This window comes from Tolypothrix sp. PCC 7712, from assembly GCF_025860405.1.
In the GTDB taxonomy this organism is placed as follows: domain Bacteria; phylum Cyanobacteriota; class Cyanobacteriia; order Cyanobacteriales; family Nostocaceae; genus Aulosira; species Aulosira diplosiphon.
Window position 1 is genome coordinate 3,279,227 of record NZ_CP063785.1, and the last position, 16,135, is coordinate 3,295,361.

At 40.7% G+C, this 16,135-nt stretch carries 14 protein-coding genes; 5 read left to right on the forward strand and 9 right to left on the reverse strand.

Features of this window, described 5'->3' with window-relative positions; all coding sequences use genetic code 11:
* Positions 1-32: 32 nt before the first annotated feature.
* The 3 genes from HGR01_RS13580 to HGR01_RS13590 all read right to left on the reverse strand — a co-directional run bounded on the left by HGR01_RS13580 (position 33) and on the right by HGR01_RS13590 (position 2,016).
* Positions 33-260 (reverse strand): helix-turn-helix domain-containing protein, encoded by a 228-nt coding sequence (locus tag HGR01_RS13580; protein ID WP_045870611.1) that lies wholly within the window; start codon positions 258-260, stop codon positions 33-35.
* Positions 261-450: 190 nt separating this feature from the next.
* Entirely contained in the window at positions 451-1,602 is a 1,152-nt protein-coding gene (locus HGR01_RS13585; protein WP_045870612.1) for an extracellular solute-binding protein, read from the reverse strand.
* Between the two features lie 255 nt (positions 1,603-1,857).
* The gene (locus HGR01_RS13590) at positions 1,858-2,016 is read right to left on the reverse strand and encodes a hypothetical protein (RefSeq protein ID WP_155539246.1); all 159 of its coding nucleotides are present in this window, start codon (positions 2,014-2,016) and stop codon (positions 1,858-1,860) included.
* A 378-nt stretch (positions 2,017-2,394) separates the two neighbouring features.
* Here HGR01_RS13590 and HGR01_RS13595 point away from each other — a divergent pair, with 378 nt between their 5' ends.
* A complete protein-coding gene (locus HGR01_RS13595; RefSeq protein ID WP_045870613.1) occupies positions 2,395-2,769 on the forward strand; it encodes a hypothetical protein in 375 nt (124 codons plus the stop codon).
* A gap of 202 nt (positions 2,770-2,971) precedes the next feature.
* Here HGR01_RS13595 and cobT read toward each other — a convergent pair whose 3' ends face one another.
* The 3 genes from cobT to HGR01_RS13610 form a co-directional block, all read right to left on the reverse strand.
* Positions 2,972-4,135 (reverse strand): nicotinate mononucleotide-dependent phosphoribosyltransferase CobT, encoded by a 1,164-nt coding sequence (gene cobT, locus HGR01_RS13600; protein WP_045870614.1) that lies wholly within the window; start codon positions 4,133-4,135, stop codon positions 2,972-2,974.
* Between the two features lie 94 nt (positions 4,136-4,229).
* Positions 4,230-4,988 carry a DUF2232 domain-containing protein gene (locus tag HGR01_RS13605; RefSeq protein WP_045870615.1) on the reverse strand — a complete coding sequence of 253 codons (759 nt, stop codon included), beginning with the start codon at positions 4,986-4,988 and terminating at the stop codon, positions 4,230-4,232.
* 13 nt (positions 4,989-5,001) lie between these two features.
* Positions 5,002-5,700 carry a Crp/Fnr family transcriptional regulator gene (locus HGR01_RS13610; protein ID WP_045870616.1) on the reverse strand — a complete coding sequence of 233 codons (699 nt, stop codon included), beginning with the start codon at positions 5,698-5,700 and terminating at the stop codon, positions 5,002-5,004.
* Between the two features lie 690 nt (positions 5,701-6,390).
* Here HGR01_RS13610 and HGR01_RS13615 point away from each other — a divergent pair.
* From HGR01_RS13615 to HGR01_RS13625, 3 genes are all read left to right on the forward strand, one after another.
* Complete coding sequence (locus tag HGR01_RS13615; RefSeq protein ID WP_096621561.1) at positions 6,391-10,308, forward strand: hypothetical protein; 3,918 nt, start codon at positions 6,391-6,393, stop codon at positions 10,306-10,308.
* Positions 10,309-10,319: 11 nt separating this feature from the next.
* The gene (locus HGR01_RS13620; protein WP_155539248.1) at positions 10,320-10,529 is read left to right on the forward strand and encodes a hypothetical protein; all 210 of its coding nucleotides are present in this window, start codon (positions 10,320-10,322) and stop codon (positions 10,527-10,529) included.
* 148 nt (positions 10,530-10,677) lie between these two features.
* On the forward strand, positions 10,678-11,385 hold the full coding sequence (locus HGR01_RS13625; RefSeq protein WP_045870617.1) for a sugar transferase: 708 nt from the start codon (positions 10,678-10,680) through the stop codon (positions 11,383-11,385).
* Positions 11,386-11,500: 115 nt separating this feature from the next.
* On the opposite strand, the gene HGR01_RS13630 is transcribed toward HGR01_RS13625, so the two are convergent.
* Positions 11,501-12,340: a carbohydrate ABC transporter permease gene (locus tag HGR01_RS13630; protein WP_045870948.1), complete on the reverse strand. Its 840-nt coding sequence runs from the start codon at positions 12,338-12,340 to the stop codon at positions 11,501-11,503.
* 731 nt (positions 12,341-13,071) lie between these two features.
* Between HGR01_RS13630 and HGR01_RS13635 the strand changes: the two genes are divergently transcribed.
* Positions 13,072-14,685 (forward strand): sensor histidine kinase, encoded by a 1,614-nt coding sequence (locus HGR01_RS13635; RefSeq protein ID WP_228045769.1) that lies wholly within the window; start codon positions 13,072-13,074, stop codon positions 14,683-14,685.
* A gap of 4 nt (positions 14,686-14,689) precedes the next feature.
* On the opposite strand, the gene HGR01_RS13640 is transcribed toward HGR01_RS13635, so the two are convergent.
* Positions 14,690-14,812: a histidine kinase gene (locus HGR01_RS13640; RefSeq protein WP_210403096.1), complete on the reverse strand. Its 123-nt coding sequence runs from the start codon at positions 14,810-14,812 to the stop codon at positions 14,690-14,692.
* A gap of 73 nt (positions 14,813-14,885) precedes the next feature.
* Positions 14,886-16,121 (reverse strand): gephyrin-like molybdotransferase Glp, encoded by a 1,236-nt coding sequence (gene glp, locus HGR01_RS13645; protein WP_045870618.1) that lies wholly within the window; start codon positions 16,119-16,121, stop codon positions 14,886-14,888.
* Between the last annotated feature and the right edge of the window lie 14 nt (positions 16,122-16,135).

Genomic DNA, 16,135 nt, shown 5'->3' on the forward strand with positions numbered 1-16,135 from the left:
CATACCCAAACAGAGCAAATATAGTTGACTTTCTAGAAATAATAAAATTGTTCATCCATTGCTTTTAACATTCTCTCAATCTTCTCTATCGCCAAAGGTGATGGTTGAGAGCGTTTATTTTCCCAACGGTTAATTGTTGAATATGTAACACCTAGAGAGGCTGCAAACTGTTCTTGCGTTAGCCCAGCCACAAGCCGCAGCCTCCGGATAAGCTGTCCTACCTCTGGCTGATTTCTCACCAAGGGTTTTTTGATATTCATTTACCTTTTCAATCCGCTATCTCAAGTAGCTAATGCTATATTATTTGCTACATCCTAACTATGGTTAAATGCCGCAATCATCAGTAATCACTCGTAATTAAAAATTGTTTCCCTGAACCCCGAATTTTTTAAAAATTCGGGAATCTAAGTTGTACTAGTCTTTTAGCGAAAATTATCAGGGAGATTTATTTCATCCTTGCTTGATTTTGGTAAACAAAGTTTCGTATTGCTTTGTGGCTGAATCAGATAAGGGAAGCAAAAATTCACTTTTATCGAAAACTGCAGGATTATTCACTAAAAGATTGAGCAATGGTTCCTGAATATCTGCAGCTGCAATATTTGTAGCAGTTGGCGAGTTAGTTTTGGTGAGAATTGCAATTTGTTTAGCGATCGCGGGTTGTAAACAAAAATCTATCCATCTATTTAATAAATCATCTTTAACAGCGCCTTTGGGACGTACCCATAAATCTGCCCATAATGATGTTCCCGATTGCGGGATAACTGCTGCTAGTTGGGGATAACGCAATAATACTGGTGTTGCATCCTCAGACCAAGCAAGTGCTAGCCAAGTGTCACCAACAATTAAGGGTTCTAGGTAGGTTCGAGAGTCGTAGAATTTAACTTGTTGATTTAATGTCCGCAGTTCTGTTTCCAAGTTTGGTACTTGGTCAAGATTCTCGGTATTGTAGGATTTTCCTAATTTCTTTAAAACTAGACCAATTACTTCCCGTGGGTGATTGAGTAGAGAAATGTGCGATCGCAATTCCTCTCGCCACAAATCACTCCAATCTTGGGGTTTCCATCCCAATTCTTGAAACTTCTGGCGATTATAAATTAATACTGTATTACCCCAGCGGTAAGGAGCTGCCCAAACTTTCCCTTGTGGATCGGGATTACCTTGGTCGTTGCGCGTTACCAGTTGCTTCCACTTTTCATCCACAGCCGACCATTGTTTGATTTGTCCTTGATTCAATGGTTCAACTAGGTTTTGTTGAATCGCCGCTTTCAGCCAATAATCTCCTAATGTTACCAAGTCAGCTACGGGTGTTTTTTGGTTTTGCTGAAATGGGATAAACCGACTCCATCCTTGCTCATCGCTAGTTTTTGGCTTTTCTTGCCAACTTTGCAATTGTTTGAATAAATCTTGTATTTGATCGACAGGGGTAAACTTAGACTCTACCTGTCGCTGTAAGTTTTTCTGAAATTCATTAACTACCTGGCCAGGTATGGAACCTTTTAATAGCTGTACTTTCAGCTGCGTCCGGTTGCTTCCACCACAGCCAATAAGTAGTTGTGAAATTGCCACTGTACCTGTGGCTAATAAAAACGACCGTCGATCCATCGATTATGGGATATGAGATGTTGCATTATACCTATGTTAAGCATTCAAACACCAGAATTTTTACAACCTGCGCTTTTGAGGGAACACCAAAAATTAAATGTTAACTGTTAACCGTTGACTGTTCACAGTTAATAGTTAACAGTTAACCAAAGCTTCCTGAGTTTTTCTCCTACTTTTGATAGATGTGGAAACTTGGTTGTGCTTGCTGTAATTGATACAGGCTATTGCTTTTGGACTTTTTCCTAATTGGCTGAATTACGCAACTGTGCTTGCTTTCTCTGCTTTATGGTCGAATGCCATGATTTGTAGAGAATTTATCCCCCGCATATTTGATTGATATTGTCCTACAAACTCCTGACCTGAGAGAGGCGCGATCGCGTCGGGAATGGCTGACTCGGCTTTTATGATGCTCACCCCAGCAATAGCATTACATAAACTTTAGACTGTAACTCTTCTGGGAATTACACACCTGTCTAACTAAGATTTTGCGTCTACATTCAACTAGATTTTGCTGCTAAAACCACGAAAATAACCATATCTGTTGGTTATTAGACAGAAAAATCTGCAATTATCTCTATTTTAAGAGATTTATCGCAAAATAAATACCAAAAACTTTAATTTACTCAACAAAATTCTGAGAGCTACTAAGGAAAATATTGAGATATATAGATAAGTAATGACTTTAGTTTCACAATCCAACAGAAGTTGGCAAAAGTTAAATAATTCATAAGTATATTTAAGGTCGGCAGTAAATTGAATAACATAGAGAAAATATGCGGATTAGGGTATTAAATGGAGCCATTACAAAAGCAGATCACGACTTTGAGCCATAAGCTGGATAACCTCTGCCAAGTGATTGAGGAGCTTGATGGTAAAGTGACTCAAACTCTATCAGAATGCTCTTTAGCTAAAACCCAGGCAAGAGATAATTATCCAGAAAATACCGAAGCTGTACATTATCAGTTCCGGGGGAATCTTAATTACAATCCTGAAATGGAACACAAGGATGTATTGGCTGATGGCATTTACAGCGATATGAATCGTCAAGGAGGAGAAAAAACCATCTCCCCAGAAATTCAAATACAACGACTAACAGCACAATTAACTGCAGCATACAATCGCATTGCAGCCTTAGAAGAACAATTACTCCGAGAAAGAATTCACTAATTTGTCCAACAATTTTAGATTTTAGATTGGCCCCATGCCTTCTACGGGGTTTTAAATTTTGGATGTTTATTTTTTTCCCAAATCAATCAGTAGCTTGTAGCTTAAATATTAACGATTTCAGTCCAAAGTTTTCGATTTAAAATCTAAAATTTGGTTATTTTTGTAACCTGATAACCAGTTACTTGCTGAGTCTTGAGATCCGCTATTGTTGATTGAATCTGCTCAATCTCTCAAGTTGTTTTTCGATGGCTTCCAAAAGTTGGTTTTGCTGCCAATCTAAACTCAGATGAGCAGCGATCGCAGCTCCTCCAGCGCCCATACCTTCTTTAACAAAGCCCTGTTCGTAAGCCTGGAGTTGGGGATAACAAGAATCAGTAAAATTCAGTTGTGTAGCTAGTAAGGGTGGGGTTTCTCCACCCTTCATTATGTCTTGTTGACCTAAACTGAGGGCTAATTCCACCGTTCCCCCAGTGGGATCTTCTGCTACCCAACGCGTTGTACCTACTACTACTTCTTTTGGTTGCCAAGATAAATTGTAAGCTTGGGCGATCGCATTCATCAGCGCGTAAACAGCTAGCATTTGCGTCCCACCAGCCAGCAACACACCACAACTGCGACTAGCTGCAATCGCCATTCCCGCCACCACCACTTGCATCGGATCGCCTACAGCAGCAATAAGTTTGAGAGGATCTACTTTGGATTGGGGATTGGTAATTGGTAATTGGTAATTGGTTCCTCTTTGTCTCATTTTCTCCAAACCTGCTAGTACCAAAGCCGATTTTTGGTCATGGTTACAAATAGGATGGCTGCTGTTGACCTTGCCCTCGGCTGGTATACCCAAGCCAGTTAAAATGGCTAAGGCGGTAGTTGTGCCACCAACCACACATTCCCCTAAAACTAAATACCCATCTTGATTAGCAGCCAGTTTAGTACCCCAAAGCAACCCTTGTTCTAGCAAGTGCTTGACTGTTGCTAATTCCATCGCGTTACCTTGACTTAAACACCTAGCAGGAAAGCCACCCAAATCGATGCTTGGTACTGCTGGGGTGTAGGGTAATCCTGCATTAAACAAATAAACAGGTGTTTTCAGCGCTTCCACCACAGCACGAGAAATTAGCACAGGTGACGCACCCGCCGCTAGTGGTGGTAAGGGATATTTGGCTTGGTGTTCAGCACCATAGTAGAGAAATTCTGCATCAGCACAAGCTGTATACTTCCTATCTTCGGGAGTCTTTCCCGCCGCAGAAATCCCCGGAATCAAACCAGTTTCTGTAAATCCTAAAATACAAGCAAACACAGGTAAGCGATCGCGATACTTAGCAATCCAAGCTTCTCCCTGTGCTATTTGAGTATAAATACTAATCATGTATAAGAGTCAAAGGTCAAAGAATTTTGGATTTGAGATTTGAAATTTTAGATTGACCCCATACAAATGACCAATGACAAATGACAAATAACAATTATTCATAATCCATCAAAACTTGTACCCAGCGAGGCGGACGGGGGATTGGATTTCCCAGACGATCCAACAACAGCCATGCTCCTATGTGGACTACAAACAAGTAGATAAAATTGTTGAACATAATCAAAGCGATCGCTCCGATTTGTATCCAGAATGTACTGGGGTTGATTAATAATCCCAGCTTCAGAAATATCCACTCTAGTAGTTCTGTGACTTGGTTAATCGCATAAATCCATAAGTCTTCACCGGATAGCACCGACAGAAACCATACCCGAAAAAAAGCCCCTAAAGTCCCGAGTAACATACCCAAGGTCATAGAAACTATCCAAGGAACACGGCGATTCCATGCACTACCTAACAGCACGCCCATAAAACCATAGGGCATTACATACAGTAAACTGCGAACAGGGCCCATTAACACCCCTAGCAGCAAGCCAGATGTAACTGCTGCCATCCAAGCAGCGCGTCGCCCCCAACGCAGGTAGACTAGAGCGATCGGTACTGGAAAAAATATCTTTAATACCGGGCCCAAAGGAAAATAAAAATTAATAAACCAAATCAAACTCGCAGTACTAGCCAAAAACGCTGTTTCCACCATCCTTAAAGGTGCATCTACCTTTAATTGGGGAGGTTGCAGCGTGTTTTGATTGTCAAACTTGAGCGAATTGCCTTGTTTGTCTGACCGATTTTGCGGGGTTTGAGATTCAGGCGATGAACCAGGCTGTGGCTCATCTGGCGAAGAATCTAAAATGCTCATATTTGACAAGTATTTAAACGATCATTCTTTCCAAGGCAGTCAAATCAGGAATACAAATAATATCTTGATCCCGTTTAATCAAGCCTTTCTTTTCTAGCCTTGTCAAGACTCGTGTCACTGTTTCTCTTGCCAACCCACTTAAACTGCTGAGTTCTCGGTGCGGTAAATTAGGAATTTCTGTGCCTGTTTGTGCTTTTTTTCCCTGTCCTTCCGCCAAAAACAGCAAAGTATCAGCCACCCGTGATTGGCTATCAGATTCCCGCAAGCGCAGTCTGCGATTGACTTGTCGCAAACGCCGCGCCATGAGTTGAGCTAATCGCATTCCTGCCATAGGCTCTGTTTGAAGTAACTTGACAAAGTCCTGCGATGGCATACTCCCAATGACAGTAGGTGTGAGGGTAATGACATCGGTAGAGCGAGGTACTTCATCTAGTGCCGCCATTTCCCCAAACAGTTCACCTTTGCCAATAATATTTAATGTTACTTCTTTGCCTTCTAAATTGTAGGTACGAATTTTGACCCAACCATCAACAATAAAGTATACTGAACCACCCCAATCATTTTCCAGTAGAATCACTTGATTGGGTGGATGAGTACGGGTCACAAAATGAGTGAGGGCTGTTTCCACAACCAATTCTGGTAGCCCTTGAAAAAAGGGAGTCGAGAGCATCCAGGGATTGGCAGGTGTTTGCAGGCTAAATCGGTCTTCCATTACAAAATCTGAATTACATATTTATTAAATAAAGCTGTTGGATACACAACAAACGACAGTGCTATCTTTAAGCCTAAGCTATCAGAACCCAGCACTTGACAAAAATAAAACTAAACTATGTTACACAAGAAAACGACTCAAGAGTTGTTTTTTTAGTATCTAAAAACCTCAGGGAGTGTAGAAACGCCTCCTAAAGTTATTCTTTATGGGTAAACGCGATCGCTAACTCTTGACTTCCTAACCTCAGTAGACACATTAATCATACTCAAGGTAGTTAATTTTTGCTAACCTTATACTCTTAACTTAACTGTTTGGGGATTGGGGATTGGGGATTGGGGAACTCGGGGCCCCCTCTGGGGATAAGGGGTAATGGGGATTGGGGACTAGGGATTGGGGAACTCGGGGCCCCCTCTGGGGATAAGGGGTAATGGGGATTGGGAAAAGCAGAGGGCAAGGAGAAAAGAACAAATTACCAATTACCATGCCCAATGCCCAATGCCCCATGCCCAATTCCCAATTTATGCCCAAGGTCTATTGACGATAGCTTAAATTCCCATAATCTATAACATAAACATAATTGCACTTAGAAGTGCGATCGGGATATTGGCAAAACGCCAACCCGCGTAGCTTCAATAATTGTAAATTAATTTGCTTAAAAATTGACAGAAAGTTCTACCTAAGGTATATACAGTGACTTCTCGCGCAGATGAAATTCAAAGACTAATTGCAGATATTGACAATTTACTTGCCAGTAATGGTAAGCGCCTGTCTAAACTCCTGTCTAGTCAGGCGCAGGAGCCAAAAGAGGTCTTAGACCGAATTCGGGATTTTCTTGTGAGACTGGGAGAAAGTGATGTTTTGACGAGTGATAGTCAAAACCAGCCCACAGAACAAAAACCGCGATCGCCTTTGTTAGCAAAATTTGTCGATCAAAATCTTCAGCAAGCTTCAAGCCAAAATCAGCTAGCTAGTGAAGAACAGAGTACAACTCTGGGACAAAACTTAAATAGTGAAATCAAAGCTTTACTTCAGCCGCTACAAGCAGAATTAGCAACTTTGTTGCAAGAGCGAGCAACGCTAGTACAAGAAATTAGGCAATTAGAGCAAAGGCGGCTACATAGCTATTCCCTGACTCAGCAGTTAGCAACCCAAGAACAGATCATTAAAGAATTTTTAAAGGTGCTTGTTAGTCGCCTCATGCCTGCTTTAACCTCACAGTTAACACAGAGTTTAGCGAATTCTTCTGGTTCTACTGTAGCTAATAATACTAACTCTGAATCCGCCGCAGCGACACCTCAACCTTTCTTACAATCCTCTGAGCAGATAGAGCAGCTAACTAGACTAGGTCAAGAATTCGACCAACGGTTATTATCACTTGATGGCACTTTAAATATCGTTTTTGAGGCATTACAGCGCAATATTCGCACATACCATGAATCCCTATCGCAAGCCCTGACAAGAATGCACGCCCAAGGGTTGCAAGGGGAACAAGTCATAGTGAGCTTTGTGAATAATTTGACGCAGTATTTACAAGAATTTCCCCAACAGCCAGCATCTTTATCCACACCTAGGGAACAAGTAATTCCAGCAACCCTAGAGCCAGATGAAACTCAGGTTGAATTAGTCAATCAACCATTAGTAAATTTACCAGCCCCAGCAGCAAATACTGCACCTGCAGATGACTTGGATGCAATGCTGTTGGAACTGATTGCAGATGCGTCGTCATCTTTCGAGGCTCCTGATGCTGCAACCCCTACTACATTACCGTCAGATAGTTCTCCAGCAGATGAAGTAGATAAACTTTATGCCAGTTTGTTTGGTAAGAGAAATGAGACTCAGCCTGTTGCAGAAATAGCTCCGAACCAAGCTGTTACTAATGAACTGTCGCCACCCGAAACTGTTTTACCATCAGAATTATCTACTGAGCCAGTGGAATCTGTAGATGTTGCTGTAGAAACGCCAAACAATCTAGAGTTAGAACAAACAGAAATTACTGTTGCAGAACTAAGCCAAGAGACTTTACCTGCAGTAGAAAATTTACCTCCACCACCCACAGATTTATTTTCCCAAGAATGGGAAACGTTATTTTTTGACGAAACTCCAGTAACAACGCCACCAGCAGCTGCAGTGACAACCACAACCGAGGTTGCAACTAATCAAGCTAACACTGATACAATTACATCCCTCACAGAGTTGTTAGTGGAATTAGGAGATCGCCAAGAAGCGATCGCAGTTTCTTCTCCGCCAGCAGATGTCTCAACTTCAACAACAGTAATAACTTCTACCTCCAGAACAGAAGTTGAAACTCACGATGAGCCGCCAGAAAACTCTTCAGATAGCTACATTCCAGCTTCTCCACGAGAAAACTTGCTCTCCCTAGAAACAGCAGCTACCATGCCTGATATTTCCTTGGATGATGAGCAGTTGCAGCTATTGGATCAAGATTTGGCAAACTTTGATGGGTTGCTAAATTCTCAGTCACCACTAATCACCAGTTGGGTAAATCGCAGCAATCAAGCCCAACAGCAGCAAACGCAGGAAACTGCACCCCAGGAACCAGCAGAGAATCTGTCCCCCAATGCTTTGAATCAACAAGAAGCGCCCCAAATTACTCCCACTTCCTTCCCACAGCCAGAAGCTGAGTTAGACTTTAGCCCGATTATCGAAAAAAAAAAGGAAGAGACTTCAACTACAGCCAGTTCTTCCTTGTCTGGTGCGCCCAGCCTCAATCAGCCAGAACCTGCACCGCAAAATCCTCCAGACTCGAACTGGTATCTAGGAATTGATTTTGGTACAACAGGTATTTCTGCCGCACTTTTGGATCGCTCTACCTATGTTGTGTATCCTATTTACTGGTCAGCAGAAAATCCAGCAGGCGGTAGTGCCTTTCAACAATCGTTTCGGTTACCAGCAGAAGTTTATTTACCTACGGCTTCTGAGCAAACAGCAACCGCATCACCACAGCCAGATGCCAAATTAAAAAGCACACTTTATTCCGCACAGTTAAAACCCTATCTACAAGTAGCCATTCCCTACAAGAGTGCTAGACAAAAATGGGAACCTGTGCTGCAATTTAACGAATTTTCTGCGGGGCCTTTAGTTTGGGTAGTGCGATCGCTCGCTAAACTACTATTAACGCTGAAGTCGGATCGCCAAAGTACTACTCAAGGTTTAACTGCAACAGCTATAGGTTTAAAAGAGCCAGCTTTCCACAACATTATTAATAATATTGCAGGTGTCATCTGTACTTGCCCATCTAGTTGGTCAGAACAATATCGCTTTAATCTGCGAGAAGCATTACTCAATAGCAAATTAGTCAAACATCCACAGCAAGTCTTTTTTGTTGAAGAAGCGATCGCTAGTCTTTTGAGTGTACTCGATGCTGGTAATGGTGAAGCAGTACAGTTAAGCCACAGTCAAGGTTTACGTTCTGTACACACCAACGAACAACCCCTAGTAGGCGATACCCTAGCCATCAATATTGGGGCTACCGCCACAGAAATGGCATTAGTTGATTTACCAGAAAACTTATCGCAATTTGCCCATAATGACTTTATGCTCCATAGCTTTGCTTATGCAGGCAAGGGTATTGAGCAGGATATTATTTGTCAACTACTTTTACCACCCAAATCTCGGCAATTACGCTCAGAAATTACCGGGGAGCAAGTTAGCAGTCAGCCTGGACTTTGGCAATCAAATATTCCTGGTTTAGATCAGATGCATTGGCAAAGTTTGGGGTTAGAAGATTTAGAACTTCCGCGAGTCGGCGAACCAGATATTGTGGCGCGAATTTATCTCCAGCAGCGTTTAGAAAGTTCGCTGTTAGGGCAAGCTGTACTAGATGCGGCATTAGCTCTGAAGTTAATCTTACAACACCAAGAATCTTTCACTCTCGACTTAGCCGATCAGCGATGGGTTTTACAAAGGCGAGATTTGGAAAGCCAAGTTTTAGTTCCCTTTGTGCGCCGCCTCAATCGCGAACTGAATAAATTATTAGTAGCGCGTGGTATCCCCACAGAAGCAATTAACCAAGCTATCTTAACAGGTGGTGTGGCTTCCATCGCTACAGTCAATCGGTGGCTAAAGCAAAAACTCCCCAACGCCAAAATTATTCAAGATTCCTACCTTGGTGAAAATGGCGCGCCTAATTGTAGTCGAGTTGCCTATGGTTTAGCGATGTTACCGCTACATCCCCAGGCTTTAGAAATTCCCAGGCAACAATATACCGATTATTTCCTATTTACAGAATTGCTGCGACTGTTACCCGATAGACCCCTATCCTTTAGCGAAATCATCCAGTTATTTGAGGGTCGTGGCATTAATACCCGCATCTGTCAGCAACGCCTGTTAGCCTTCTTAGAAGGAGAATTACCTCCAGGGTTAATACCTAACACGCCAGATTCCGCATGGCTCACTCAAAGTTCTCAAAATAACCCCGACTATCATGCGATCGCATCTGCGCCATTATTTGAAAAACAAGGTAGTCTCACCTATCGACCGAATTCGCAACAACTTTCATATTTACGTCGTTATCTAGATGCCATCAAAGCCAGTACACAGCAATCTTTAGATGAACCATATACCGTTAATTTTGCCTTAGAGGTTTAGGGGATTGGGGATTGGGGACTGGGGATGAGGAAGATAAGGGGGATGAGGGGGATGAGGGAGAAATACCAATTACCCATTACCCATTACCCATTACCCATTACTCATTACTCATTACTCATTACCCATTACTCATTACTCATTCCCCATCCCCCTACTTACGAAAATCTACGTACCATATCACGTATTTTTTTCTTTTACAAAAGTATACTGAAACTTTATAATTTTTTGTTCAATTGAAAGATTGTGTAAAGCTACCTTAAATCTTCCGATAGTAGATAAAAAAATTGTCTATATTAGCACTCAGTACAAACTCAGTAGCAACTGAACATAAGTGAAACGGTACAGTCCAGTCACAACCGCAGGTAAACTATGTCCATGACTACTTTTACTACTGATGCAAAAGGTTGTACTGTGGAAAATTTAGCATTATGGAATCACATCGATTCCGTAAATTTATCACCACAGTCTTTACACCCCTCTATCAGCAGCACAGCAAAAAGATTGATTGATATTTTCGGTGCGATTGTCGGGCTAATCATTACAGCAGTGGTAGCAATTCCAGTAGCAATTCTTACCTTTGTTGATGATCCAGGCCCGATATTTTATTCGCAAATTCGTTGTGGCCTTCAAGGTAAACCCTTCCGTATCTGGAAGTTTCGCTCGATGGTTGTCAATGCTGACAAACTCAAGCATTTGGTAAAAAACCAAGCTCAAGGTCACATTTTTAAAGCTGTAGACGATCCCCGCATTACTCGTGTGGGTAAGTTCTTACGTCGTACCAGCTTAGATGAATTACCTCAGTTTTGGAACGTCCTGCTGGGGGATATGAGTTTAGTTGGTACTCGCCCACCTACTCCTGATGAAGTGATTCATTATGAACCTCATCATTGGGAAAGATTGCAAGTTAAGCCAGGTATTACTGGAGAATGGCAAGCTAATGGTCGTTCTAGTATTACCGACTTTGAAAAAGTAGTCAGTATGGATATCGACTATCAGCGTAAGTGGTCGGTTACTTACGACCTCAGCCTCATTTTTAAAACAATCAGGGTTGTCTTTTTAAAGACAGGTGCTTATTAATTTACTGCCACTCTTGCTAGTCAGGGTGTGCCTATCTCACCATGAGACAGAATTCAACATTATGAGTGTATACTCCAAAATTTTTGGTAATTTATAATATTGAATTTTGAATTGTTTAACCTTTTACTCCACTACCAGTTTCTGTAGGTACGATATAGCGTTGCAAGAAGAGAAATAGTACCAATACAGGGGCAATAGAAATTACCGAACCAGCAGCTACCAACCGCCAATCAAGAGAAAACGTACCTGCAAGCTTTGCAACGCCCAGGGGAAGAGTGTATAAATTTTCGTCTTGGATAACAATTAACGGCCACAAAAAATCACTCCAAGAACCGATAAAGACGAAAATAGCCAGGGTTGCAAGTGCTGGGCGAACTGCCGGCAACATTACATACCACCATAAACCTAACTCGGAGCTGCCATCCATACGGGCAGCTTCTTCTATTTCTTTAGGAACGCTCATAAAAGCTTGGCGCAATAGAAAAATCCCAAAAGCAGAAGCTAAACTGGGAAAAATCATTCCTAAATAAGTATTTCTCAAACCTATTTGGACAGTCAAAATATATAAGGGAATCATCACGATTTGAAAGGGAATCATAATCGTGGAAACAATGGCGATAAAAATCCAATCTCGTCCTGGGAATGACAGCCTGGCTAAGGGATAGGCTGCTAAGGAGCAAAACAGCAGATTTAAACCCACAGTTAACAATGCCACCAGCGTACTGTTGTAGAGATACTGGGCAAAAGGTAGAGAATGCCAGACGTTAGCAAAATTATCTAATGTAGGTTGGCTGGGTAATAGCTGCGGTGGCGATTGCAAAATGTTTTCTGAGGGTGATTTCAAGGCTGTACTAATTAGCCACAGCAATGGAAACAGAGTTAAGAGTGCGATCGCGCCTAAAATACTATATGTTCCTAAAATTTTAAATTGGGAATTATGCCAAAAAATTTTCATAGCTAAACTAAATTGACCAATTTCAAACATTATAATTATTTTTTACTATATTCCTGGTTTATATCTATTAATTTGCATACGAAATTATCAATTATCAAGTAAAAATTACTAATATTGAATTTCTCTGCCTATATTTCAATGGCAAAAAGCCCAAAAAATCAGTAATTTTTCGGAAGTCAATTATAGTAATTACTGCAAATATTAAACTTTAATCTGGTAATTTTATCTATTTATATGAGGCTTTAATATCAGCATAGTGAAGTTTTTTAGAGAATGCTTGTCCATCTTAATTTTATTGCTAATATTTAGATAAATATTCATATTCAACAAAGCTTGCCATATTTTCTAATATGACTAAACGTAATTAATGTATTAAATAATAAATTTAATCTTTAGCAAGTTAAGTTAGTTTCATGAATTAATAGATTATTGCAAGTAATAATTTTGTTGTATTTTAATGATTTGTTAGTAATCAGATGCCTTTTTTTAATATGCAACAAAATCATATTTATAAAAAAATATTTGAGGTTTTTATTCAAATAGATAACAGTTGGATATTAAAAATAATTCATAATTTTACTATTGGGCAAAAAATTCGTTATGGGTATATTCTGAGTCTTAGTATTGCTGTTGTAGGTACAGTTGGCGGGTTGATAGTTGGAGATTTTTACCAAAGACCAGCTAGACAGCAGAAAGATTCTGCTCAGTACGAACTACAGCTACTCCATCGCTTGCAGACTGCTATTTTACAAACAAGGAACAGTCAACAACAAGTTATTGCTGTAATTACTCATCAAGCAGAATTATTGCAGCATCAATACGCTGATTTTGCTAAGTATGCACTTGAATTGAAAAATCTGTGGTCTGAAGTAAAGGCTCATGTGAATAGCGAAAAATATAAACATGAGAACAACAGTGAAGGCATACCAGATTTTCTAAAAGCTCATTCAAGAATAAAAGAAGAATATATCAGCCAAGTAGAAAAGCTGATGGCAGAGATTCCTGCTAACTCTAATTTTAAACTAGAAGATATTGAACCATTACAAGAATTGTTAGTGAAATTTTCTAGCAGTTCTATAGCCCTAGAATATGATTTAATTGATGATGACTTAAATCACGTAATTAATGCCTCTTATCAGGATGAGAAACAAGCGGAAGTAGCACTAAGTGATGCAGAAACAATCCGCTTTAAAATTGTTGCCACCAGCATTTTACTATCAATAATACTAGCTGGTATTGTTGCTCACTACACAAGCTACCTATTAACGGCTCCTATTTTAGCTGTGACTAAAGTTGCAAAGCGCACAACTGAAGAATTGAACTTTAATATATTAGCGCCTGTAACTACACAAGATGAAATAGGAATCTTAGCTAGCTCGCTCAATAGTTTAATTCAACGTCTAGCGCAATACACTGATGAATTAGAATTAGCACGTGAGACTTTAGAAACTAGGGTGAATGAAAGAACTCATGAACTGACACAAGCTTTAAATTCATTAAAGCAGACACAAACTCACCTCATTCAAACAGAAAAAATGTCTGCTCTTGGTCAAATGGTAGCTGGTGTTGCTCATGAAATTAATAATCCTGTGAACTTTATTTATGCAAATTTATCTTATATTACCAACTATACAAATGATTTAATTGCATTAATTGAACTTTACCAGCAACGCTACCCTCAAACAGAACCAGCAATACTTAAATTTACCGAAGATATTGACTTAAATTATATTTGTGAGGATTTACCAAAAATTACAAATTCTATGGAAGTAGGTGCCCAGCGTATTCGTGAGATTGTACTAAGTTTAAGGAACTTCTCAAGACTGGATGAAGCTGAAATGAAATCAGTCAATATTCATGAAGGAATTGAAAGTACTTTGCTAATTTTGCAACATCGCCTGAAAAGCAAGCCTGGTTATCCAGAAATTGAAATCATCAAAGAATATGGTAATTTGCCAGCCATCGAATGCTATGTTGGGAAACTGAACCAAGTATTTATGAATATTTTAATGAATTCTCTTGATGCGTTTGAAAGCCAAGGTCAGAAATGTTCAATTAATCGAAATAAAACTGCTACGAATACTATTATTATTCGCACTCAAATTCATGAAAAAGATTGGGTGAGAATTAGTATCAAAGATAATGGAATTGGAATTAGTGAGCAAGTAAAATCTAAAATATTTGACCCGTTTTTTACGACAAAACCAGTGGGAGAAGGTACCGGTTTAGGGTTAGCAGTTAGCTATCAAATTATCGTCGAAAAACATAAGGGATATCTGAGATGCATATCAGAATTGGGAGAAGGAACTGAGTTTCAAATGGAAATACCTATTAGTCAAAGGTGATTTGTCATTTGTCATTTGGTAATTGGTAATTGGTAATTGGTAATGGGTAATTGGTAATAGAGATTAAGAATTTATTTTCATCTTCCTCATCTCCCTTATCTCCCTTATCTCCCTCATCTTCACCCATTCCCCATTACCCCTTATCCCCAGAGGGGGCCCGAGTCCCCAGTCCCCAATCCCCAATCCCCAATCCCCAATCCCTATAAAGTAAGCAAAACTAACACCTCGTCGCCTGGAGGAATTAAGGTTGTAGCGACTGGGATAACGGCTAGGGCATTGGTTTGAGCTAAATTAATTAAATTGCCGGAACTGTGGCTACCACCAGCTTTGCGAAATTCGTAAACTCCATCAATTAACTGTAATTGACCCCAAATATAAGTTTCGCGCTTACCATCCGATCGCAGTTCTTGATGCGATCGCACGTTCACAAATTTTACTTGCCAACCTGCACTTAGCCCTGAAAGTTTCTTAATTGCTGGCTGGACAAACCGCAAAAAGGTTACCAACACCGCCGCCGGGTTTCCTGGTAAACCAAAGTACAGCGCTGAATTTTGTGTGGAGAAGCTAGCTACAGTCAACGGTTTACCCGGCCTCATAGCTACAGCACGAATGTGAATTTCTGCTCCTAGTGACTCCAGAATTTTGTCAACATAATCATAATCTCCTACCGAAACCCCACCGGAAGAGATGACTATATCAGCATTAGCGATGGCGTAGGCTATGGTTTTCTCAAGTGCTACAGGATCGTCCTTAACAATACCTAACATTAACGCTTCTGCTCCCGCTTGCTTAACTAAAGCTGCGAGTGCATAGCCGTTAGAATCGACAATTTGTCCTGCTTTTAGAGATTGTTCAAGAGTTACTAGTTCATCTCCTGTGGAAAAAATTGCCACACGCGGACGACGGTAAACACTGACTTGAGCGCACTGGGCCGCTGCTAACACAGCAATTTCTGCTGGGGTTAGGAGAATTCCGGATGGTAGTAACTGAGTTCCAGCTTGGTAAAACTCACCTTTGTGTCTGACAAATTCTTGGGGTTTGGGTGCAGAGAGAATCTCAACTTGCTTGTCTTGGCGGTTTGTTACTTCTTGAATCACTACAGTATCTGCACCTTGGGGGATAATTGCACCTGTAAAAATCCGGGCCGCCTGACCCTGTAAAATTGTATATTGGGGCTGATAACCTGCGGGAATTTCCTCAACAATCTCCAAAACTACTGGCTGTTCAGGGTTTGAGTGCTGTACATCTTCATAACGCACTGCATAGCCATCCATAGCCGAGTTATCCCAATGGGGAAAGTCCAGCTGACTAGTGACAGGTGTAGCGAGAATGCGTCCTGCGGCTGCTAATAAATCAACATTTTCTGTATTACCCTGAGCATCCAGAGGTTGGACTAAATTTAAAATAACTGCTTCTGTATCGCTGACTGATAGCATAAGCGATCGCCTGG

Coding starts and splice junctions, on each gene's coding strand:
- HGR01_RS13630 (WP_045870948.1), bottom strand. CDS start 12,340: ATGAAAATTTTTTGGCATAATTCCCAATTTAAAATTTTAGGAACATAT.
- HGR01_RS13595 (WP_045870613.1), top strand. CDS start 2,395: ATGGAGCCATTACAAAAGCAGATCACGACTTTGAGCCATAAGCTGGAT.
- HGR01_RS13605 (WP_045870615.1), bottom strand. CDS start 4,988: ATGAGCATTTTAGATTCTTCGCCAGATGAGCCACAGCCTGGTTCATCG.
- HGR01_RS13625 (WP_045870617.1), top strand. CDS start 10,678: ATGTCCATGACTACTTTTACTACTGATGCAAAAGGTTGTACTGTGGAA.
- HGR01_RS13580 (WP_045870611.1), bottom strand. CDS start 260: ATGAATATCAAAAAACCCTTGGTGAGAAATCAGCCAGAGGTAGGACAG.
- HGR01_RS13640 (WP_210403096.1), bottom strand. CDS start 14,812: ATGGGTGAAGATGAGGGAGATAAGGGAGATAAGGGAGATGAGGAAGAT.
- HGR01_RS13610 (WP_045870616.1), bottom strand. CDS start 5,700: ATGGAAGACCGATTTAGCCTGCAAACACCTGCCAATCCCTGGATGCTC.
- cobT (WP_045870614.1), bottom strand. CDS start 4,135: ATGATTAGTATTTATACTCAAATAGCACAGGGAGAAGCTTGGATTGCT.
- glp (WP_045870618.1), bottom strand. CDS start 16,121: ATGCTATCAGTCAGCGATACAGAAGCAGTTATTTTAAATTTAGTCCAA.
- HGR01_RS13585 (WP_045870612.1), bottom strand. CDS start 1,602: ATGGATCGACGGTCGTTTTTATTAGCCACAGGTACAGTGGCAATTTCA.